General features: G+C 59.2%; 16 protein-coding genes and 1 tRNA gene. 7 read left to right on the top strand and 10 right to left on the bottom strand.

Annotated elements, in window-relative coordinates; all coding sequences use genetic code 11:
• Positions 1-32: 32 nt before the first annotated feature.
• The 5 genes from ACO07T_RS10885 to ACO07T_RS10865 form a co-directional block, all read right to left on the bottom strand.
• Entirely contained in the window at positions 33-749 is a 717-nt protein-coding gene (locus ACO07T_RS10885; protein ID WP_422049434.1) for a GNAT family N-acetyltransferase, read from the bottom strand.
• 144 nt (positions 750-893) lie between these two features.
• Entirely contained in the window at positions 894-2,750 is a 1,857-nt protein-coding gene (gene aspS / locus ACO07T_RS10880; RefSeq protein ID WP_209060975.1) for an aspartate--tRNA ligase, read from the bottom strand.
• A gap of 92 nt (positions 2,751-2,842) precedes the next feature.
• Entirely contained in the window at positions 2,843-3,490 is a 648-nt protein-coding gene (locus ACO07T_RS10875) for a CPBP family intramembrane glutamic endopeptidase (protein ID WP_422049433.1), read from the bottom strand.
• A 103-nt stretch (positions 3,491-3,593) separates the two neighbouring features.
• Positions 3,594-4,238 (bottom strand): aminotransferase class IV family protein, encoded by a 645-nt coding sequence (locus tag ACO07T_RS10870; protein WP_422049432.1) that lies wholly within the window; start codon positions 4,236-4,238, stop codon positions 3,594-3,596.
• Positions 4,193-5,320, bottom strand: a complete 1,128-nt coding sequence (locus ACO07T_RS10865) for an aminodeoxychorismate synthase component I (protein ID WP_422049431.1) — start codon at positions 5,318-5,320, stop codon at positions 4,193-4,195. The genes ACO07T_RS10870 and ACO07T_RS10865 overlap by 46 nt, the downstream gene beginning before the upstream one ends.
• Positions 5,321-5,519: 199 nt before the next feature.
• Here ACO07T_RS10865 and carB point away from each other — a divergent pair, with 199 nt between their 5' ends.
• From carB to ACO07T_RS10845, 4 genes are all read left to right on the top strand, one after another.
• Positions 5,520-8,861, top strand: coding sequence for a carbamoyl-phosphate synthase large subunit (gene carB / locus ACO07T_RS10860; protein ID WP_422049430.1), 3,342 nt, complete (start codon positions 5,520-5,522; stop codon positions 8,859-8,861).
• Positions 8,862-9,148: 287 nt separating this feature from the next.
• Complete coding sequence (locus ACO07T_RS10855) at positions 9,149-9,970, top strand: hypothetical protein (protein ID WP_422049429.1); 822 nt, start codon at positions 9,149-9,151, stop codon at positions 9,968-9,970.
• Between the two features lie 166 nt (positions 9,971-10,136).
• The gene (locus ACO07T_RS10850) at positions 10,137-11,390 is read left to right on the top strand and encodes an Hsp70 family protein (protein ID WP_422049428.1); all 1,254 of its coding nucleotides are present in this window, start codon (positions 10,137-10,139) and stop codon (positions 11,388-11,390) included.
• Between the two features lie 72 nt (positions 11,391-11,462).
• Positions 11,463-12,431: a hypothetical protein gene (locus ACO07T_RS10845; protein WP_422049427.1), complete on the top strand. Its 969-nt coding sequence runs from the start codon at positions 11,463-11,465 to the stop codon at positions 12,429-12,431.
• A gap of 258 nt (positions 12,432-12,689) precedes the next feature.
• Here the strand turns inward: ACO07T_RS10845 and ACO07T_RS10840 are convergent, their stop codons facing one another.
• Positions 12,690-13,919 (bottom strand): acyl-CoA dehydrogenase family protein, encoded by a 1,230-nt coding sequence (locus ACO07T_RS10840; RefSeq protein ID WP_422049426.1) that lies wholly within the window; start codon positions 13,917-13,919, stop codon positions 12,690-12,692.
• A 222-nt stretch (positions 13,920-14,141) separates the two neighbouring features.
• On the opposite strand from ACO07T_RS10840, the gene ACO07T_RS10835 reads away from it, so the two are divergent.
• Together ACO07T_RS10835 and ACO07T_RS10830 are read left to right on the top strand one after the other, a co-directional pair.
• Positions 14,142-14,216 (top strand) — tRNA-Gln (locus ACO07T_RS10835).
• Between the two features lie 231 nt (positions 14,217-14,447).
• Positions 14,448-15,479: an AraC family transcriptional regulator gene (locus ACO07T_RS10830; RefSeq protein ID WP_422049425.1), complete on the top strand. Its 1,032-nt coding sequence runs from the start codon at positions 14,448-14,450 to the stop codon at positions 15,477-15,479.
• Positions 15,480-15,577: 98 nt separating this feature from the next.
• Here ACO07T_RS10830 and ACO07T_RS10825 read toward each other — a convergent pair whose 3' ends face one another.
• The 4 genes from ACO07T_RS10825 to ACO07T_RS10810 form a co-directional block, all read right to left on the bottom strand.
• The gene (locus tag ACO07T_RS10825; RefSeq protein WP_422049424.1) at positions 15,578-15,976 is read right to left on the bottom strand and encodes a tautomerase family protein; all 399 of its coding nucleotides are present in this window, start codon (positions 15,974-15,976) and stop codon (positions 15,578-15,580) included.
• Positions 15,977-16,088: 112 nt separating this feature from the next.
• Complete coding sequence (locus ACO07T_RS10820; protein ID WP_422049423.1) at positions 16,089-16,403, bottom strand: hypothetical protein; 315 nt, start codon at positions 16,401-16,403, stop codon at positions 16,089-16,091.
• 31 nt (positions 16,404-16,434) lie between these two features.
• A complete protein-coding gene (locus ACO07T_RS10815) occupies positions 16,435-17,646 on the bottom strand; it encodes an iron-containing alcohol dehydrogenase (protein ID WP_422049422.1) in 1,212 nt (403 codons plus the stop codon).
• Positions 17,647-17,813: 167 nt separating this feature from the next.
• Positions 17,814-19,265, bottom strand: coding sequence for a coniferyl aldehyde dehydrogenase (locus ACO07T_RS10810; RefSeq protein WP_422049421.1), 1,452 nt, complete (start codon positions 19,263-19,265; stop codon positions 17,814-17,816).
• A gap of 1,067 nt (positions 19,266-20,332) precedes the next feature.
• Here ACO07T_RS10810 and ACO07T_RS10805 point away from each other — a divergent pair.
• Positions 20,333-22,675 (top strand): ankyrin repeat domain-containing protein, encoded by a 2,343-nt coding sequence (locus ACO07T_RS10805; protein WP_422049420.1) that lies wholly within the window; start codon positions 20,333-20,335, stop codon positions 22,673-22,675.
• The last annotated feature ends 118 nt before the right edge of the window (positions 22,676-22,793 follow it).

Raw genomic sequence — 22,793 nt, 5'->3', positions numbered from 1 at the left:
GCGACAATGCCTTGCCCAGACGATCTGGGAGGTTATCCCAGCGTCGGGTCTCCGCTCGCACGCACAAGTCGTGTCAGATCGCTCAGACGCTCTTTCTGCTGCCCTGCCGCATCAAAGTTGCTCGGCGAGAGCCAGACATCAAAGGTCGCCTTGAGCGCAGGCCATTCCTGATCAATCGCGGCAAACCATGCGGTGTCCCGGTTGCGCCCCTTGTAGACCAGCGCCTGACGGAACACGCCTTCAAAGCTAAAGCCCAGCCGCTGGGCCGCACGCCGCGAGGGCGCATTCAGCGCGTCACATTTCCACTCATACCGCCGATATCCGGCCTCAAAGGCCCATTGCATCATCAGAAACATCGCCTCCGTCGCCGCAGGCGTGCCCTGCATCATCGGTGCGAAGTTGATATTGCCCACCTCAATGGACCCCGCTTCCGGCGCAATCCTGAGGTAGGAGGCAACACCTGTGAACGTCCGGTCCGCTTTGCTGTAGATCGCATAGAAGAAATGATCGGGGTTCGCGACGGTCTCCCGCACCCAGCGATGATACTGCGCTGAGGAATGAAAAGGCCCATACGGCATGTAATCCCAAACCCAGTCATCAGACTGATAGGCCCGATACAGCAACGCCGCATGCGCCTCCGCATTCAACGGCTCCAGCCGCACATAACGCCCCTCCAAGACTGCCCCTGTTGGGCGTGGTGGCGCCTGCCAATTCGGCACGGCAAATCCAACAGGTCTTGGCTCAGTCATTTGGTATTCCTTCGTTTCCCGAAGTAGTGGCACAGCGCCCAGACTTGGCCAAGCCTTTGTTCACGGTCCAGACGAACGACGCCCCAAAAGAAAAGGCCGCCCTCACCTTCGTGAAAGCGGCCCTTTGTTGGCTTTTTACGCGGATCACTCCTGCGGGATCACCCGCAGACCCAGCTCCATCAACTGATCGCTGGAAGGATCGTTGGGCGCGTTCATCATAAGGTCTTCGGCGCGCTGGTTCATCGGGAACATCATCACTTCGCGGATGTTCTGCTGATCGGCCAGCAGCATCACGATGCGGTCCACACCAGCCGCACAACCACCGTGGGGTGGTGCGCCGTAAGAGAAGGCTTTGTAAAGCGCGCCAAAGCGCTCTTTCACTTCCTCTTCGCCGTAACCGGCAATCTCAAACGCCTTCAGCATGATTTCAGGCTGGTGGTTCCGGATCGCGCCAGAAACCAGCTCATAGCCGTTACACGCCAGATCGTACTGATAGCCTTTGACCGCCAGCGGATCGCCGTTCAGCGCATCCAGACCGCCCTGCGGCATGGAGAACGGGTTGTGTTCAAAGTCGATCTTGCCGGTCTCTTCGTCTGCTTCATAGATCGGGAAGTCCACGATCCAGGCAAATGCAAAGCGATCTTCGTCGATCAGGCCCAGCTCTTTGCCGATCACGTCACGCGCACGGCCTGCGATCTTTTCAAAGGCTTTTGGTTTGCCCCCCAGGAAGAAGGCCGCGTCGCCCACGCCCAGACCCAGCTGCTGGCGGATCGCCTCGGTACGCTCAGGGCCGATGTTCTTGGCCAGCGGGCCAGCGGCTTCCATGCCACCTTCCACTTCGCCGGACTTCAGCTTGGCCTGCGCCTCTTTCACCGAAATGCCCAGCTCTTGGGCTACGCTGTCTGCAGTCTTGTCGCGCCAGAAGATGTAGCCCATGCCCGGCAGGCCTTCGCCTTGGGCAAATTTGTTCATGCGGTCACAGAACTTGCGGCCACCACCGGTTGGTGCCGGAATGGCGCGCACTTCGGTGCCTTCCTGCTCCAGCAGTTTGGCAAAGATCGCAAAGCCGGAGCCTGCGAAGTGCTCGGAGACCACCTGCATCTCAATCGGGTTGCGCAGGTCCGGCTTGTCAGAGCCATACTTTAGCGCAGCTTCCGCATAAGGGATCTGCGGCCAGCTCTCTGGCGCGTCCACCTTGCGGCCGCCACCGAATTCTTCAAACACACCGGCCAGAACAGGCGCGATGGTGTCAAAGACGTCCTGCTGCTCCACAAAGGACATCTCCATGTCGAGCTGGTAGAAGTCGGTTGGGGAGCGGTCAGCGCGCGGGTCTTCGTCACGGAAGCACGGCGCGATTTGAAAATATTTGTCAAAGCCCGCAACCATCATCAGCTGTTTGAACTGCTGCGGTGCCTGTGGCAGCGCGTAGAACTTGCCCGGATGCAGACGGGACGGCACGAGGAAGTCACGCGCACCTTCCGGCGAAGAGGCTGTGATGATCGGGGTCTGATACTCGCGGAAGCCCTTGTCCCACATGCGCTTGCGCATGGAGGAAACCACATCAGAGCGCAGCACCATGTTCTGCTGCATCTGCTCACGACGCAGATCAAGGAAGCGGTACTTCAGGCGGGTTTCCTCAGGATACTCCTGATCGCCAAACACCATCAGAGGCAGCTCGTCTGCCGCGCCGAGGATCTCCAGATCACGCACAAACACCTCGACCTCACCGGTCGGGATCTTGTCGTTGATCAGGTCAGCATCACGCGCTTTGACGTTGCCATCAATACGGATACACCACTCGCTGCGCACCTTCTCCATTTGGGAGAAAACCGGGCTGTCCGGATCACAAAGCACCTGCGTGATGCCAAAGTGATCGCGCAGGTCGACAAACAGAATGCCGCCGTGGTCACGGATGCGGTGCACCCAGCCAGACAGGCGGACGGTCTCGCCCACGTTGGATTTGTTCAGGTCGGCGCAGGTATGGCTGCGATAGGCGTGCATGTGCGGCCCCTCTTTCAGGGTGAAAAACAATGGTCGCGCCGATACACCTTTTTGAGGCCATAAAGTCAAGGTCCGCACCGCGCGAAATGGCGCTAAAACGGCCGCACAACGTTGCCGGAGTAGAAAAACACACCCAACCCCAGCAGAAAGATGATGTTGCCCGCAATCGCATGCATCAGCACCGCCAGCGGGAAAGAGGCGCGCTCTTTGTAGGCATGGGCAAAAATCACCCCGCCCACAAAGGTCATGATGGCCACGACCCAGCTCCAATACATCAGATGTGCCAACGCAAAGAGCGCCGCATTCAGCCAGATCGCCGCCCAACCGTTTGGCAGGATCGCTTTGTAGCGGCGAAAGAACAGCGGGCGAAACACCAGCTCCTGTGGCAATGCAGAAACAAACGGATAGAAGATCAGGATCACCACCATCAATTGCGGCTCGTTCCTTACGAGAAAGAACAAGGCCTCCGGTGCAAACAGCATCGTCACCACAAAACAGGCCGCAAACATCAGGGCTGTATAGATCAGCATCTGCCGCAGCTTGATCTCCGCCATCCCCTCGCGCAGCGCCCGCCAGCGAAAGCCCGGCGTCAGGTGCAAGAGAAGGATCCCAAGCGCAGTGAGCGCAAAAAGCGCGGAGAACATCACCGTGGCCGGCAGCAAAGTGGCAATCAGCACCGGCGCAAGGACAAACAGGATCAGAAACTCGGCCCAGAGCCGGGTGGTGTTTTGTGCGGGCAAACTGCTGTCCTCAATCGGTTTTGCCCGAAGAATTGCGCGCGCATGTTTCAATTTCAAGACAGAGTGAGGGCTCGCATCGCCGCCGCAGGCCTCAGCCCTGCACCTATTGGACCACCGCCGGGATTTCCCCGCGCAACGCATTTGTCAGATGCAGAGCTTCCGCCGCACGCAAATCCGCCTCACGCAGCACCGCTTCGCGCAGCGCCCCCGCCTCAATCAAACTCTGCCGATACACCCCTGGCAAACAACCCGACGCAACCGGCGGCGTAAGCCGAACACCGTCATCCATTGTCAGCACCAGATTGGTGATGGTGCCCTCACACAGCTCACCGCGCTCATTGAGAAACAGCCACTCCTGCACACCCTCAGGCAACTCCGCCCGCGCTGCATCATAATACGCACGCCGCGTGGTCTTGTGCTGCAACAGCTGATCCTCGGAGGACAAACGGTCCGGATGTATCCGGCACACCCAAGGCTTTGTCGCCGCTGCGGGCATCTCTGCGGTGGTGATCTCCACATCCCCGGCCGCGCCCAATGTCAGACGGCAGCGCAAATCGGTGGTCGCCTCCAAGGCCTCAACCGCGCGCAACACATCTGTTTCAGAAAAAGCAAAGCCCAGCGCCTGCGCAGAATGCTTCAGCCGCGCCAGATGCAGGTGCAGCCGCGCCACGCCCGCCCCCGGCACAAAGCGAAAGGTCTCAATCAGGCGGGTTCCGGCTGGAACGTCTTGGCAAAGCGGGCTTTCCACAGCGCTTCCTCATATTCATCAGGCGCCTTGCTGTCCCAGACAACACCGCCGCCCACGTTCAGCACAGCTTGCCCGCCCTCAAGCAGCATCGTGCGGATCGCCACGCTGAACTCAGAGCTGCCGTCCGGCGCTGCCCAGCCGATTGCACCACAGTAGATCTCACGGGGCCACGGCTCCAGATTACGCAGGATCTCCATCGAGCGCAGCTTGGGTGCGCCGGTGATAGACCCGCAAGGGAACAGCGCCTGCAAAATATCGGCAAGCTGCGCGTCTTCCTGCAACTGCGCCTCAACGGTAGAGGTCATCTGATGCACGGTTGCATAGCTCTCCACCTCAAACAGCTGCGGCACCTTCACGCTGCCCGGCTGCGCCACACGGCTGATGTCATTGCGCAGAAGATCCACGATCATCAGGTTCTCGGCACGGTTCTTCTCGTCCTGCGCCAGCCACGCCTTGCGACGTGCATCCTCTGCCGCGTCTTCACTGCGGGGCTGCGTGCCTTTCATCGGGCGTGTTTCAATCCGGCCCGCCGCGTCGGTGCGGAAAAACAGCTCCGGCGAGCGTGACAGGATTGTCGGCAGCCCCGCCTGTTTGATCAACGCCCCATGGCCAACCGGCTGGCGCGCCGCGAGCGCGGCATAGAGCGCTTCGGCATCTCCGGACACAGCTGCATCCATCGGAAACGTCAGATTCGCCTGATAGATATCGCCAGCACCGATGTAGCCATGCACCCGGTCAAATGCCGCGCGATAGGTGGCCGCACTCCAGCGCGGCGCAAATGCGCCCAGATCAAACCGCGCATCTGTGGAAAGCGCCTTGGCCGCCGTTGGCGCGCGAAACACACCAAACTGCATCAAAGGCAGCCGCCGCGCCTTGGGCAGCATCCGGCGCAGCCGTGGCTCCAGCACATAGCCAAGCTCATAGCTTACATATCCTGCAAGCCAAAACCCTGCCGCCTGCGCCTGTCTCAGCACGTCAAAGGCCAGATCCACCTCATGTGGCTCCGTCACCGAAATCACATGCTCCGCCGCATCAAACAGCGTCGCATGCCCGTTTGGCCCGTGATCAAAGCGAATCTGCACCTGTATCCCCTGTCGGCGAAAGTTGTCTTCTGGTCATATACGGCGCATTTTGGCAAATGACAGTGGTGAAAGCGGCAGATCATGACAAAATCCCGCTCCCCCGGTGATCCCTCTTGCACGTTGTCGCCTGATGCGTATAACCCACGACAATTTGCGCATTCGGCGTCTCCCACCACGCCCTTCTAGCCCGAGGTTTATCATGCCAAAAAGAACCGACATCTCCTCGATCATGATCATCGGGGCCGGCCCCATTGTGATTGGTCAGGCCTGCGAATTTGACTACTCGGGGGCGCAAGCGTGTAAAGCGCTGCGCGAAGAGGGCTACCGCGTTATTCTGGTGAACTCCAACCCGGCGACTATCATGACCGACCCCGGTCTGGCGGATGCCACCTATATCGAGCCAATCACGCCGGAAGTTGTTGCCAAGATCATCGAGAAAGAGCGCCCTGACGCGCTCCTGCCCACCATGGGCGGTCAGACCGGCCTCAACACCTCCCTTGCGCTTGAAGAAATGGGTGTGCTCGACAAATTCGGCGTCGAGATGATCGGCGCAAAACGCGACGCCATCGAAATGGCCGAAGACCGCAAACTCTTCCGCGAAGCCATGGATCGTCTGGGCATCGAAAACCCACGTGCCTCCATCGTGACCGCACCTAAGAAAGAAGACGGCTCCGCTGATCTGGACGAAGGCATCCGCCTTGCGCTGGAAGAGCTGGAAAGCATCGGCCTGCCTGCCATCATCCGTCCTGCCTTTACTCTGGGTGGCACCGGTGGCGGCGTGGCTTACAACCGCGAAGACTATATCCATTTCTGCCGCACCGGCATGGACGCCTCCCCGGTGAACCAGATCCTCGTGGATGAAAGCCTGCTGGGCTGGAAAGAATATGAGATGGAAGTGGTGCGCGACAAAGCGGACAACGCCATCATCGTCTGCGCCATCGAAAACGTCGACCCGATGGGCGTGCACACCGGCGACTCCATCACTGTGGCGCCTGCGCTCACGCTGACGGACAAAGAATACCAGATCATGCGCAACCACTCGATCAACGTACTACGTGAGATCGGCGTGGAAACCGGCGGCTCCAACGTGCAATGGGCGGTGAACCCGGCAGACGGCCGCATGGTTGTGATCGAAATGAACCCACGTGTGTCCCGCTCCTCTGCGCTGGCCTCCAAAGCGACCGGTTTCCCGATTGCCAAGATCGCGGCCAAACTGGCTGTGGGCTACACGCTGGATGAGCTGGACAACGACATCACCAAAGTCACCCCGGCCTCCTTTGAGCCGACCATCGACTATGTTGTCACCAAGATCCCGAAATTCGCTTTCGAGAAATTCCCGGGCTCCGAGCCGCACCTGACCACTGCGATGAAATCCGTGGGCGAAACCATGTCCATTGGCCGCACCATCCACGAATCCATGCAAAAAGCACTGGCTTCCATGGAAAGCGGTCTGACCGGGTTTGATGAGGTCGAAATCGAAGGCGCGGATGACAGTGCCGAAGGCAAAGCCGCTGTGATCAAGGCGATCAGCGTCGCCACCCCGGATCGCCTGCGCACCATCGCGCAAGCCATGCGCCACGGCCTGACCAACGATGAGATCCACGGCGTCACCATGTTTGACCCATGGTTCCTAGATCGCATCCGCGAAATCGTGGACGCCGAAGAGGGCGTGCGCAAAAACGGCCTGCCGGTCACCGAAAAAGAGCTGCGCGCGCTCAAAATGCTCGGCTTCACCGACGCACGTCTCGCCAAACTCTCTGGCCGCGATGAAGACAACGTGCGCCGCGCCCGTCAGAACCTCGGCGTGACCGCCGTGTTCAAGCGCATCGACACCTGTGCCGCCGAATTTGAGGCGCAGACCCCTTACATGTACTCCACCTACGAAACCCCAATGATGGGCGAAGTGGAATGTGAGGCGCGCCCCTCTGAGCGCAAGAAAGTCGTGATCCTTGGTGGTGGCCCGAACCGCATCGGTCAGGGCATCGAGTTTGACTACTGCTGCTGTCACGCCTGCTACGCGCTGACCGAGCAGGGGTATGAAACCATCATGATCAACTGCAACCCAGAGACCGTGTCCACCGACTATGACACCTCTGATCGTCTGTATTTTGAGCCGCTCACCTTTGAACACGTGATGGAAATCCTACGCGTTGAGCAGGAGAACGGCACCCTGCACGGCGTGATCGTACAGTTCGGCGGCCAGACCCCGCTGAAGCTGGCAAACGCGCTCGAAGAAGAAGGCATCCCGATCCTCGGCACCACGCCAGACGCCATCGACCTTGCTGAAGACCGCGAGCGGTTCCAGGCGCTGGTCAACGAGCTGAAGCTGAAACAGCCTAAGAACGGGATCGCCTCCACCGACGCCGAAGCGCTTGCGATTGCAGATGAAATCGGCTTCCCGCTGGTGATCCGCCCATCTTATGTTCTGGGTGGCCGCGCCATGGAAATCGTGCGCGACATGGGCCAACTGGAGCGCTACATCGCTGAGGCGGTTGTGGTCTCTGGCGACAGCCCCGTTCTGCTCGACAGCTACCTCTCCGGCGCAACCGAGCTGGATGTGGACGCGCTTTGTGACGGCAAAGACGTGCATATCTCCGGCATCATGCAGCACATCGAAGAGGCAGGCGTTCACTCCGGTGACTCCGCCTGCTCCCTGCCGCCCTACTCGCTGGACAAAGAGACCATCGCGGAAATCGAGCGTCAGACCCGCGCCCTTGCGCTGGCCTTGAACGTGGTTGGCCTGATGAACGTGCAGTTCGCTGTGAAAGACGGCGAAATCTACCTCATCGAGGTGAACCCACGTGCCTCTCGCACCGTGCCGTTTGTCGCGAAATCCACCGACAGCGCGATTGCTTCCATCGCCGCGCGCATCATGGCGGGTGAAAAACTCGCGGACTTCCCCAAACGTGCCCCTTACGTGGAACTCGACGCCACCAAGGATCAGCCAATTGCGGATCAGATGACGCTGGCGGATCCCAACATGCCTTGGTTCTCCGTGAAAGAGGCCGTGCTGCCGTTTGCCCGCTTCCCGGGCGTCGACACCATCCTCGGCCCGGAAATGCGCTCCACCGGCGAAGTCATGGGCTGGGACCGCAGCTTTGCGCGCGCCTTCCTGAAGGCACAGCTCGGTGCAGGCATGGAGCTGCCAACCTCCGGCAAGGCCTTCATCTCCGTCAAAGACGACGACAAGACCGACGCGATGGTCGAGGCAGCCAATATCCTGATCGAGCTTGGCTTCTCTGTGGTGGCAACCGCTGGCACCGCCACATGGCTAAGCGAACAAGGCGTGGATTGCACCAAGGTGAACAAAGTCTACGAGGGCCGTCCAAACATCGTGGACCACCTCAAAGACGGCGACATCTCTCTGGTGATGAACACCACCGAAGGCGCACAGGCCGTCAACGACAGCCGCGAGATCCGCTCCGTGGCACTGTTTGACAAGATCCCCTACTTCACCACCGCCGCCGCCTCCAACGCGGCAGCACGGGCCATGAAAGCCCGCGAAGAAGGCGACCTGGAAGTGCGTTCGCTACAAGGCTGAGCATACAAAATGCTCCTGAACAGAAAGCCGCCAACAAGGCGGCTTTCTTGTTTTTGGTTACTGATTTTGCACGAGCTAAGGGCTGAAAACCTGTTCAAATTCAGTTTTCTCACCTCCCAAAGACATCGCTTTGTCATTTGTCTGCCAACTCTATCAGGTGGACTTTCACTTAAAAACGAGTCTTAAAATCCCCGAGAGATCCTTCTTCCTTAGCCCACAGAGAGCCTTTCCCGATGCGGCACAATGAAAGCCCAAGCTGGTACCTTATCTTTGCCATCTGGGGAGACATGTATGATGCAAAATCAGTGAACAGTTTGGCGGCCTCTGTTCTAAAAAAGGCAAGTGTCAAACCAAGCATCGTTTTGATGACTGATCGCATTCGACCAGATGTAGCGCCCTATATTCATCAAGAATTGATCCCAGAGAGCTTTCGCAACCCTCGATTTTTCGGTGGCGGCTATCCGGTCAAACTTGCCGCGTTTGGCCTGTCCAAAATTCCCCAAGACACCCCTTGCGTCTTCTTGGATCTCGACAGCGTCGTTTTAGGGGACTTAACGGCAATCGCTCGATTGGTCTCGCCAGAGAAACCATGTTTTATGCTCAACTCGGGCACCACACGCTTTAATGCGTTGAGCCGAGCTCTTCATCGCCTCACGGCCGGGCGCAGATTTGTTTGCGGAAACTCATCTGTGATTGCATTTCATACATCCATCGCTCCCAGCATCCCCGACGCATTCCTTCAGCATCACACCGCCGCCGGGGACGTCTCCAAGAAATACCTCCAGAGTGATGATCAATTCATCTCCTGGTACCTGGGCGACAAAATAAGAAGCATGCCAGATCGTTGCGCTGTGATGTTCCGCAGAGAATTTTTATCGCGTTTTCTGTGGTGGACGACATTTAAGGCTCGATTGCCCACTACAAAATCCAGGCGCCAAGAGATCACCGTCGTCACCTTAAATGGCGAGGAATTCAAACCTGAACGTCTCCTGAGCTATCCTGACGGCCACCTTATAGTGGAACGCAAAGGTCGACGTGGCGCCTGGAACACCGAGACATTCGGGGATTTGAAGCATCGTATTCTTCAAGAACTCAAAGCACTCTCCTGAAGTTTTTCAACCGATCCCGCCTATGCACCGGCCCGAGCGATCCGTTGAGGCAAAGTCAGGTTTGGCCAATGAACTCAACTTAAAAACTGCGCCAAGAGATGCGCTTGACAGGCCCCTGCCCGCTCCCTAAAACCCGCGCCTTTCCCTGCCGCGCGGAGACCGGACCATGAGCACCAAACCACACACTTTGGGCATCGATTTTGGCACCTCAAACTCCGCCGCGGGGCTGATGGTGGAGGGTGCCCCACACCTCATCACCTTTGAGGCCGGTCAGACCACCCTGCCCACCACTTTCTTCTTTGACTACGACAGCCGCGCCACGCTTCTGGGTCAACCCGCCAATGATGCGCTCCTTGAGGGCGAAGAAGGCCGCTTCATGCGCGCGCTCAAGCGGGTACTCGGCACCACACTCATGCATGAAAAGCGCCAGATCCTGAACGAGCGCGTGACCTTTGTGGAGATCATCGCCCGCTTCCTGCGCCACATCAAACATCAGGCCGAAGCCCAGACCGGCCACAGCTTCACCCACGCCATCTCCGGCCGCCCGGTGGTCTTTCACGGCAACAATGACCCGCGCGAGCAACAGGCCGAAGACGACCTGCGCGCCTGCTATCTCGCCGCCGGGTTTTCCGAGGTCACCTTCCTCTCTGAGCCCGAAGCGGCTGCGATTGCCTGTGGCGCACATGAACACCGTGGAGAAACCGGCCTGATTGTCGACATCGGCGGCGGCACCTCGGATTTCTCTGTGTTCCGCACCACCGACACCGGTGTGGAAATCCTCGCCAACCACGGCATCCGCATCGGCGGCACCGATTTTGACCGCGCGCTGAGCTTTCATCATGTCATGCCGCTGCTGGGCAAAGGTTCGCCCCTGCGTGACACATTCGGCAAAGGCACCCTGCCTGCCCCCAACGCCATCTTCCACGATCTCGCCACCTGGGAGAAAATCCCCTTCCTCTACAACGCCCGCACCCGCCGCACCGTCGAGGACATGCTGCGTCAGGCGGAAGAACCCGAAAAGCTCGCCCGCCTTGAAACCGTGCTGCGTGACGAGCTCGGCCATGAGCTGGCCTTTGATGTGGAACGCGGCAAAATCGCCGCCAACAACGGCGACGCCAACGCCAAGATCAGCCTCTCGGAAATCGAGCGTGGCCTTGAGCAGCCGGTGAGCGGCGAAATTCTCACCGCACTCCTGTCCGATCACGCCAAACAGCTGCACGTGGCCGCTGAAGACACCCTCGCTATGGCGAATTGCACTCCAGCAGACATCGACCGCGTGATTTACGTTGGCGGCTCCAGCCTTCTGACAGTGGTCTCTGGCACCATGAAAACCGTGTTTCCAGACGCAGAGCACACCTTTGCCGAGGTCTTCACCGCCGTGGCAGACGGGCTGGCCCGGGCCACGGAACTGCGCCGCTAGTCAGGCGTTCTTAAAACCTCCCGCACTTCAGTACGCTCTTGACCCAAGCGCGAAAGCGCCAAAGCTGGCCTTATGCCCAGCGCCCCGCCATCAGACGCATCGGTCGCCCATCTCGCCATGCTCCGCCCCGGCACGCCCCTCTGGATGCGTGACCCGCGCCGCACGCCCGTGCGGCTCATCAGCGTCCGCCCGGACATCGCAAGCTTCACTGTGGAAGTGCGCGCCTTCGAAGACACCGGCGCGCGGTGGTCCTTTCCAGTTTGGCAGGCAGAGAAATTCCTCTGCGCGCCAACCTCTCCCAAGCTGCCGCAGGCTCAGATCAACGAACTCGAAGCCGCATGCGCCCGCCTCAATCAACCGCTGCACATCCCAATTGACACAGCCAAGCGCGCCACCACCGAAATCCGGCTGCAACGCCTCACCGCGGAAGCCAGCGACTGGCTGTCCGCCAACGGCCACCTCGCCGCCCCCATAGCAACGCCCGAAAACTTCTCGGCCTTCACCAACCCCAAGGCGCTGAGCAACTGGCTCCGCCATCACAATGTCCTTTCGCTCGAACAAGACATCGCCCCCCGATACGTCAGCAATCCTCACGCGGGCGAAACCATCAAGGCCCATCGCCTTGCGCTGGCAGAGCTTGGCCTTTGCCCCTATGAGGGCCGCATCCTGCGCGATGTTGAGGAGCTCTCCGGCGACAAAGCACTCCCACACCGCATGCGCCACATCCTCGCCCGCCTTGCTTTCCTGCGCGCCGCTTTTTCACATCTCGGCACGTCCCAAGTGCTTCTGTACCGCACCATCTACTCAGACAGCCCACTTACCGCCCCGCGCAACACCGGCTTTGTGTCCGCCACCTTCAGCCTCGCGGTTGCAGAGCGCTTTCTGAAAGACGGTATCACCAAAGCCCACAGCGCCCTGCTCACACAGCACGTCCCGGTGACCCGGCTTTTTATGACCCATCTGGAAACGCCCCAAATGCGCGCGCCCTACGCAGAAGCCGAAGCCCTCCTGCTCTTTGATCCCAACGCCTCCCCATTCTGAGTCGGTACGAGATCATCACAAAGCATGCTTCTCATTCGTCAAATATCCCGGGGGCTTGGGGGCTGGCCCCCAATTCAGACCAAAGTGGAAACCCCACGTCCGCCTCACCAGCGCCAAGGGCACGGTTAAATCACCTTCCCCACCCCAAACACCCGTAACCCAATGAAAAAGGCGCCACCTCCCGGGCCGCGCCTTCCAAATTCCCTCCGATCAGACACCGCCGCCATGCAACCACTGGTCTGATACAGAAACGCGGTGTCAGACCTTTTCCTGCGTGTACTGGCGCAGCTCTTTGCGCGCCACCTGCCGGCGATGCACCGCATCCGGCCCGTCAGCCAGCCGCAATGTGCGCACATGTGTCCAGGCCTGCGCCAGCGGGGTGTCCTGTGAAATCCCGGTGCCGCCGTGCATCTGCACCGCTTCATCAATCACCTTCAGCGCCACATTCGGGGCCACCACCTTGATCTGACTGATCCAGGGCGCCGCCGCACGGGCATCCCCCTGATCCATCATCCAGGCGGTTTTCAGACACAGCAGACGCGCCTGCTCGATCTCCATCCGGCACTCGGCAATGATGTCGTAGTTCGCCCCCAGATGCGCCAGCGGCTTGCCAAAGGCTTCCCGGTTCAGCGCGCGTTTGCACATGCGCTCCAGCGCCACCTCAGCCTGCCCGATCGCACGCATACAGTGGTGAATGCGCCCAGGCCCAAGCCGCCCCTGCGCGATCTCAAAGCCCCGACCTTCGCCCAGCAACAGATTCTCCGCAGGCACGCGCACATTGGTGAATTTGATGTGCATATGCCCGTGCGGTGCATCATCCTGCCCATAGACCATCATGGGGCGCAGAATCTCGATGCCCTCGGTGCCCGCAGGCACCACAATCATCGACTGCCGCTTATGCACAGGAAGCTCCTCGCCCCCGGTTTTCACCATGACGATATAGACCTTACAGCGCGGATCCCCCGCCCCAGAAGCCCAGTATTTCTCGCCGTTGAGCACATAATCATCGCCATCGCGCACACAGGACATGGACACATTGGTGGCATCCGAACTCGCCACATCCGGCTCCGTCATCAGATAGGCAGAGCGAATCTCCCCATTGAGCAGCGGCTTTAGCCACCTGTCCTTCATGGCCTCGGTGCCATAGCGCTCAAACACTTCCATGTTGCCGGTATCCGGTGCGGAGCAGTTGAACACCTCAGCGCCCAGCGGCGTCTTGCCCATCTCCTCGGCAAAAAACGCATATTCCACGGTAGAGAGCCCGAATCCCTTGTCCGAATCCGTCAGCCAGAAATTCCACAGCCCGCGCTCTTTGGCCTTGGCTTTTAACCCTTCCAGAATCTCCGCCTGCCGCGCGGTATAGGCCCAACGGTCCTCTTTGCCGATCTCCGCATGGTACTCCTCCTCCAAAGGCATGACCTCATCACGGATCATCTCTTTGACCTGCGCCAACAGGGCCTCATTCTCCGGCCGCATTCCCAGGAACATTGGCTCTCTCCTCTCTATCGCTTTGCCCCACCATGTCGTTGCCCCTCCCCCTTTGTCCACGACAGGCGCTGCGAAATGACGCGAGGTCTTCAAAAACCCAGTGTTTATTGGACATGCATTCTTTCGCGAAAATTTTTTGTACCGAGTGGCAAATTTTTCGCCAAAAAGCTCATTTCGGGTCTTGCACCTCCCAGCCGCTCTAAGTAAATACCGCCACACAGTTGGGGTGTAGCCAAGTGGTAAGGCACCGGTTTTTGGTACCGCGCACCGTAGGTTCGAATCCTACCACCCCAGCCACTTTCCTCTGAAAGCATGACACAGCACACAGCCAACACAGGTTGGATATCCCATGCATTTCACCCGCGTCCTCTGCTCCCTGCCTCTCGCACGACACTGCACGCCACACTCTCTCCCGTCGCCAGCGCGTACAAAGCTGCCCATCCCCCTCGCCCCATGGTGAATTTCATCACATGAGTTTTACACTCAGGGGAGTTTGATTTTTTCGGACAAGCCTCTATTTTCGGTCTCATGATAGTCAGAGCCAACACTCGATCCGCGACCATTCTGAAGGTCATTTGCGAGCACGCCGAAAAACTTGGCGTCGATGTGGATGCTTGTCTGGAAGGCTCCGGCATCAGTCAGGACGAGGTGTCCGATCCGCAAGCCCTGCACAACACCGAGCAAGAGCTGCAGATCATCATGAACTTCATGCGGCTTGCGCCACGCAGCGTGGGCCTTGGCTGGATTGTCGGGCGCGACATGCATGTGCACGCCTTTGGGATCTGGGGTTTTGCGATTCTCACCAGCCCCACCTTGCGCTCCGCCATTGAGACCTCGCTTGATTACATCAACCTCTCCTCCTCGATTGCCGACTACAGGCTTGAGGAATTTGGCGAGCGCGCGCAGCTGACCATCAACATGGACGGCATCCCGGACACCGCACAGCGCTTCATTCTAGAACGCCACTGCGCCATTTCAGTGAACTTCATTCAGGAAATCCTGCTGGCGCCGGGTCAGGTCGGGTTTAAGATCGAAACGCCTGAACCCGAGGCGAGCTATGGCCTTGATCTCTCCATGATCAGCAATCTGCCGGTTCTGACCGGCCAGCCCGCCTATGCGCTGTCGTTCCCGTCAGCCCTGCTGGATCAGCCGCTGGCAAAATCTGATCCGGTCTCGCTGCGCTTCTGCCTGGAACAATGCGAAGCCCTCTCCCAGAACGCGGCAGACATCCTGCCGCCCTGGTCGCAGAAAGTGCGCGACGCGATTTTGGACAATATCTCCAGCGAGCATAAGATCGAGGAGATCTCGGAACGGCTCACCGTGACAGAGCGCACCCTGCGCCGCCGCCTCACCGAAGAAGGCACCAGCTTCCGCGAACTTTATGCCGATGTGCGCATGGCACTGGCGCATGAGCTGCTGCAAACGGCGGGCCTCAACGTGGAGACCGTGGCCTGGCGCGTGGGCTATTCTGAGCCTGCAAGCTTTGCCCGCGCCTTCTCCAAGAAATTTGGCCAGACACCGGGCGAGGTGCGCCGCTCCAACGTGCCGCGCGTCGCCTGACAGGCGCGCACACGCGCTTCACAACACATGAAAAAGCCCCGTCTGGTTGCGCACCTGCGGGGCTTATTGGTGTTTATGAGAAGGCCATCCTGCCGCGATCAGACCCCAACCGGATGACGCCGCTTGATCCAGTCGCCTTCCTCTCCCGGTTCCGGCAGAATCTCCCCGCCCTCCATGACCCAGCTTGCCGGCACATCCGTGATGTCCATGACAATCTGGCTCATATCGATCCCGACATGGGCATGGATCGACGCGGTGATCCGGCTCACAAGCGCGGCCTTCTGCGCCTCACTATGCCCTTCGCGAATGCTGGCAAACAGAAACACGGCTTTCCCGTCAATCGCCAGCTGCGGCGCATCCTCAAAAAAGAACGCATGCACGAACGCGCGCGGCGCGCGGGTGACATCACAGTGAATATCCGTAATGTCTTCGGCGATGCGCTTTTTGGCGTGTGCTGAAATGACACCGTGAACGGCATTGCACATATAGAGAGGCATGTGATCTTCCTTCCCAAAGCGCGATCCGAAGGGGGCTTGTGTTTCCGGCCCCCAATGCGCGGCCCTATCCTAGTTTAAAACGTGCCCCTCCCAAAGGGGCACAAATCTCGGTCTATTGCGGGTCGCGTATTGAGGTCACAACCTCATTTGGCGACAACCCGGTCCGCGCCATGCAGATCTCTCCCAACTCTCGCAGCAGCGCCGTGCGCTCTCCGCGTTTCAGGCTGCGGTTTGCGTGCATCGAGGCAACCATCGCAGTGGACGGCGCAGCGGCGGTAAACCCGCTGCCCTGTGGCACCACGATCCAGTCGATATCTGCTGCCGCAGCAAAGGCCCGCTGCGTGAATGCACTGATGGCTGCTCTTAGGGCGAATTGAACCTCCGTTGAGATCTGCCCTTCCTGAACAACACACATAACTGAAATCATTCACTAATTCCTCATTGGAAGGCATATGCCTTCACCCAAAACGCACCGACCGGTCGCCACTTTCCACAGATTTCAGGATCGCGACCACATCCGCCTTGCGCATCACGCGCGGCACCGCATAGGAGCTGCGCGCTTCCGCCAGCGCCTCTTTTGCAATCGCGTCAAAATCCGCAGGCTGCACATCTTTCAGGTTCACAGGGATGCCCACACGCTCCGCCAGCGCATCGACACGGGCAATGAACTGATCCACCTGTTCGGGCGCAAAAGCATCGCCCTCAGTGCCGCTCAGCATCCGCTCCAGCTTGGCATATCGCTGCGCTGAGGCGGTCTTGTTGAACCGCAGCACCCGCGGCAGCAGGATCGCATTCGCGAGCCCATGCGGCGTGTTGTAATGCGCGCTGATCTGGTGGGAAATCGCATGCACATAGCCAAGGCTCGCCTTGCTGAAGGCATAGCCCGCCAGAAAGGAGCCCAGCGCGACCATTTCCCGAGCGTGTTCATCCGCCCCGTTCTCATAGGCCACCGGCAGGAACTTGACGATCAGCTTGATCGCCATGGCGGCATCCCGGTCTGTGTCTGCAAAGCGGTTGCGCGAGGTATAGGCCTCAATCGCATGGGTCAGCGCATCCATTCCGGTCGCGGCCGTCATCGGGCCGGGCAGAGATTTCAGCAGGCCCGTGTCAAACGCGGTTGCGATGGGGATATATTTGGGATCCACAAAAAACGTCTTCTTGTGGGTCTCCGTGTCCGAAATTACCGCCGCGCTTGTCACCTCAGAGCCGGTGCCGGAGGTCGTGGGCGCCACATAAAACGGCAGCGGCGGCTGTTTCACCTTCAAAATGCCGGTCAGCTGCGCCAGAGACTTTTTGCTGGTGCTGGCCGCCGCAATCACTTTGGCCGCATCAATGGCAGAGCCGCCGCCCACCGCCAAAACCGCATCACATTGCCCCGCCCGGCTTGCGGCCAATCCGGCCTCCACGACGGCAAAGGTGGGGTTCGGGATGATGCCGTCAAACACCGTGACCGTGCAACCCGCCCCTTCGAGAAAGGCAATCAGCTCATCCAGCATCCCGTTCTTCAGCAAGAAGCTGTCGGTCACCAGCAAAGGGCGCTTCTGCCCGCTGATCACCATCAGATCCGCCAGCTTCAACACAGCCCCCTGCCCTGAGAAAATCAGCGGCTTTTGTGGCGGAAAAAACGTGGAAAGCGCGCGCAGGGCATAGGTGATCGGGGAGCTTATCATCTGTCAATCTCGGAGAAAGGCATGGGCCCAGCCGTCTTCAAAGGCGCTGGGAGAGGTAAAGAGCCGAAGCGCGCGCACGTCGCGCTTCGGTGTGGTCTATGCGGGATCATCTGTGCGGGGAGGAACCGCAAGGTGCAGATGACCCCAGAGGCCTGAGCCTGCTCAGCTTAGGGCTTTTTGAAGCGCCACAGCTGGAATTTGACCATGATGTTGAAGAACATGTTGTTCCAGGGTGCTGCGACCCATGCGTTGCCGTCAAAACGCCCCTTGCGCACAACCGCCTTGGCTTTGGAGAAGTTCAGGAAGCCTTCCTTGCCGTGGTAGTGCCCCATGCCAGACGGGCCAACCCCGCCAAACGGCATGTCGTCGACCATGGTGTGGGTCATCACTTCGTTGATGCAAACCCCGCCGGAGTGAGTCTCGTTCAGGATCTTCTCGCCCCGCGCGGTGTCCCAGTCAAAGTAGTAAAGCGCCAGCGGACGGTCCCGGTCGTTCACATAGTCGATGGCCTCTTCCAGCTTGTCATATGGCACAACAGGCAGCAGCGGGCCAAAGATCTCTTCCTGCATCACACGCATGTCGTCAGACACATCGGTGATCACATGCATTGGCAGCTTGCGGGTGCCCTCAAAGCTGTCGTTGCTTGGGTTGATGACCTTGATGGTCGCGCCTTTTTCTTCGGCGTCACGGATGTTGTCCACCAAGCGGTCGCGCTGACGCTCGGTGATGATGGAGGTGTAATCCGAGTTGGACGCCAGCGTTGGATAATGCTTGGCAATCGCCTTGCTGAAGGCCTCCACAAAGGCGTTCATCTTGCTGCGCGGCACCATGATGTAATCCGGGGACACACAGACCTGACCTGCGTTCAGACCTTTGCCAAACGCGATCCGCTTGGCCGCTTCTTCCACCGGGAAGCTGTCGTGGATGATCGCAGGCGATTTGCCACCCAGCTCCAGCGTCACCGGAGTGAGGTTCTCGGCAGCCGCGCGCATCACGATCTTGCCCACCTGCGTGGAGCCGGTGAAAACAAGGTGGTCAAACGGCAGTTTGGTGAACTCTGTGGCAACCTCTACGCCGCCGTTCACAACCGCAACCTCCTCATCAGAGAAGTATTTTCCCAGCATCTCGGTCAGCACATTGGCAGTTTCCGGTGCAAACTCAGAGGTCTTGATCATCGCGCGGTTGCCCGCCGCAAAGGCGCCAACCATCGGCGACAGACCAAGGAAGATCGGGAAGTTCCATGGCACCACGATGCCCACAACGCCCAGCGGCTGGTAATGCACCTTGGTCTTGGCCCCCATCAGCGCCAAAGGCACATCGCGGCGGGATTGGCGCATCCACTTGCGAAGGTTCTTCTTGTTGTAGTGAATACCTTCCAGAACAGGCAGGATTTCCGCCATCATGGTCTCTGCCGGCGCGCGCCCGTCAAAGTCCTTGTCCACCGCGGCCACGAGGCGGTCTTTGTATTCGATGATGCCTTTGTGCAACCGGTTCAGGCGGTCCTTGCGCTCTTCCCGTGTCGGTGCCGGAGAGCGGGTATAGGCTGCGCGAATTTTATCCAGAGACGCACGCAGGGTTGTCCCTGTGTTGTCGGTTTCCATAACGTCTTTTGCGTTCATCGCATCCTCCTAAGGCGCTGAGGTAGGTTGGTATTGCAAAGCTAAGTGCTTTCGCTCCCCACCTTAATGCAACATCCCAAGCGTTTTCTACATGTCGGCGACGGACAACCCGCTGACACTTTCGGACACACCTTTAACGATAGTCAGGCCTGAACTGCCCCCGCTTGGCCGCCGGATGCATTGTGCCTGCCCGGCAAAATCTGCTGTCGCGCGCATCAGCTGCACGCCGTTCGCCGGTCGTTGGCTGTCTGTGTCTGAGAGAGTGTGAGTGGTGGTTTTGGCAATTTCAGCCAGACAGGCAGCACGCGACCGGCGCGGTTTTAGGTGAGTGGTGGTCTTTAAAAATAGGGCCCCCGATCATCTGCGTTGGGGGGGGGAGGAGGGAGAGGGGGTTACGCAGACGACCGGGGATTTCAGTTGCGGCTTAAAGTAAGGTGTCCCGTCGCAACTGGAAAACAAGAGAACTGGCCAACCCCGGCATCGCAGGCTTCGGGCAAACGGCAGCGCGCAAATTCGACGGTGTGGTCACTGTGAACTCAGTCATCGCATCCTCCTAAAGCTCTGTGGTTTCGGGCTTGGTATTTCAGCTTTGACGAACCCTGCGGCCCGCCTTGTGAGGCCAATATGGGTGACTTAGCGTCACGCCAACATGTTCGCGCCGGACAACTCGCTGACAGTTCCGGCCAGCGCTCTCAAAAATGTGAAGAGTCCCTCTTAAACCAAGGCGTTTCCTGCGCGACTGACGCCTAAAATTCTAAGCAGTTTTCCGCATAAGTATTTGTTTTTACGAAACTCTGACAAATTCGGCCATCAAAGGTGTAATTTTGGCCTAGTTTTTCCAGCACCGCGCTATTTTTCTGGAAAATTCGGCCCAAACGCCCCCAAAAAATCCGTTTCACAGCACGCATGGTGCCCCTCTCAAGACCGCTGCGCCGCCCGCAAGCCCTGTCCCGCAGCGTCATCACGCGCCAGATACCCGGCATTTTATCGAACCTCTGTTTGATTTTCAGAAACCGTCAACTTCTAGCCTCTACTCGAATAAGCCATCAACCGATGGGAGCCGAAAATTGGATCAACGCGTGAAGGCTGAAACAGCCGAAGACATCTTTGCCCTTATTAAGACGATTCCGGCAGATGACCCCAGCGGCCCGGTTGCCGATCTTCTGCGCGATGGCGACATCTCGGAACTGATGATCTCCATAGCCACCGACGACTTTGCCACCGTGCGCGAAAATGCCCGTGTCGGCAGCGGTGTGAACTTTCAGGGTGCCTACGGCACAAGCCCTCTGCTCTTTGCGTCCAGCCTGCAGCGCCCTGATGTGTTTGCCTTCCTGCTCGACAGCGGCGCGCGCATCGACCTCGCACTGACCGCTGAGGCTTCCGCCGTCACCTGGGCTGCCCGCTACGGCAGCCTCGCCACCATGACCCATGTGATCAAAGCCGCGCTGGCCTTTGATGACCGCAGCCACATGATCTTCTTCCAGGCGCTCGAAGGCGCGGTGCGCTCTGATGCCCCCGAGGCCAAACTTGATCGTCTCGTCGGCTTTGGGTTCAACTTCATCCTGCCAAGCCCGCAGAAACTGACGCCCATGCATGTGGCCGCCCGCGCAGGCAACGTGGCCGCGATCACCAAGCTCGCGGCCTTCGGGCTGGACCTCGCCTCCCCCGGCGACAGCGGCATGACACCAATGCATATGGCCGTCACTTCCGGCCAGCTGCACACGGTTGAGGCCCTCATCGCCGCCGGTGCCGATCTCGAAGTGACCGACAACCGCGGTGAAACCCCGCTCTTTTATGTCTCGTCGCGTGACGGCGGACAGATCTTTGATGCGCTGATCAAAATGGGCGCCAAACCGGATGCCCGCCGCTTTGATGGCGGCACCATTCTGCACAAGGCTGCGGCTCTTGGCGATGTGCGCCTGTTTGACCGCCTTGTGGGCCTCGGCATCGGCCTTGAGGACCGCGACAACAAAGGCAACACCGCACTGCACGCAGCTTCCGCGGCAAGCCAGCTTGTCGCCATGCGCAAACTGCAAAGCCTCGGCGCGGATCTTGAAGCCACCAACGGCCGTCAGGAAACCCCGATCTTCCTCACCATCAACGCCGAAAACCCCGCCTCCTTCCGCGCGCTTGAAAAACTGGGCGCGGATCTCTCCAAACACCGCAGCTACGGCACCAGCCTGCTGCACGACGCGGCACGCTGGGGGCGCATGGAAATTCTGCAGACCCTGCTGGAAAGCGGCGTCAACGTGAACTGCAAGAACGAGTTCGAAGAAACCCCGCTGCACTTCGCGGCCAAATTCGGCCATATCGAGGTGATCAAAAAGCTGCATGAGTTCGGCGCTGATCTCGAGATGGAGAACAAACAGGGCGAAACCCCGATCAACTCCACCATGGAGGCTCTGGGCCGCAAATCCTTTGCCACCCTCTCCCAGCTTGGCGCAAACACCAAAACCCTGAACCGGTTTGGCGAAGGCCTGATTCACTCCTCCGCGCGCTGCTCCGACCTTGAGATCTTTGAGAAGGTGATCGAGGAAGGCGTGGACGTCAACGCCACCTCCGAAATCGGCGAAGGCGCATTCCACTACGCCGCCCGCTCTCCGCTGGCCAAGAAAAAGCTGGATATTCTCAGCTTGCTGGGCGCGGAAATCGAGGCCGAGGATGATCGCGGGCGCACCGCCATGCACTCTGCTGCCGACGCCAAGAACATGCCGGGCATCAACGCGCTTTACGACATGGGCCTCAGCCCTGTGGCCAAAGACCGCGAGGGCGTCACCCCGCTGCATCTGGCCGCCGGCTCAAGCCGCTCTGAAGGCACCAAAGCCATCAAGGCGCTCGTGGGCATGGGCGCTGAGGTCAACGAGATCGACAGCAACGGCCTCACCCCGCTGCACTATGCCGCCGCCTCAGGCCACGCCTCCAACATCCGTGCCCTTGTGAAACTCGGCGCGCGTGTGAATGTGACCGATCCAAACAACAACACGCCCCTGCACCTCGCAGCCAAAGCAGAGAAAAAAGAGGCCTTGGCCGAGCTCTGCGATCTTGGTGCCAACAAAGACGCCCGCAACGCGGACAACCACAATGCGCTGCATGTGGCCTCCATGGGCAAATCCCGCCGCATGGCGCTCATTCAGGTGCTGCTGGAAAAAGGCTGCGACATCAACTGGCGCACAGGCCTCGGCGAAACCGTCGCCCATCTGATCGCCGAAGATCAGGAGATCAAACCAGCCGCCCTGATCCGCCATATGGAAGAGCTTGCCGAATTGGGCATCGATTTCTTCTTCCGCAACCGCAAAGGGCTGGGCGCTCTGCAAATTGCGCAGGAACATGTGGAAAGCCACGGCGCAGAATGGGAACGCAAAAAAATCGCGCAACTGAGAAAGAAGCGCGGCAAAAACGCCCCAAAATAAGAAACTCACATTCAAAACAAAGAGCTCCGCAAAAAGGCGGGGCTCTTTTCTTATGAAGCACGCCAAAACACCCAATACTGCGCGAATTATCGCCCAAATAAACCTGCACAATGCAAAT

Source organism: Shimia sp., from assembly GCF_965227725.1.
Taxonomy (GTDB): domain Bacteria; phylum Pseudomonadota; class Alphaproteobacteria; order Rhodobacterales; family Rhodobacteraceae; genus Shimia.
This window is presented reverse-complemented; position numbering and strand designations above follow the sequence as displayed.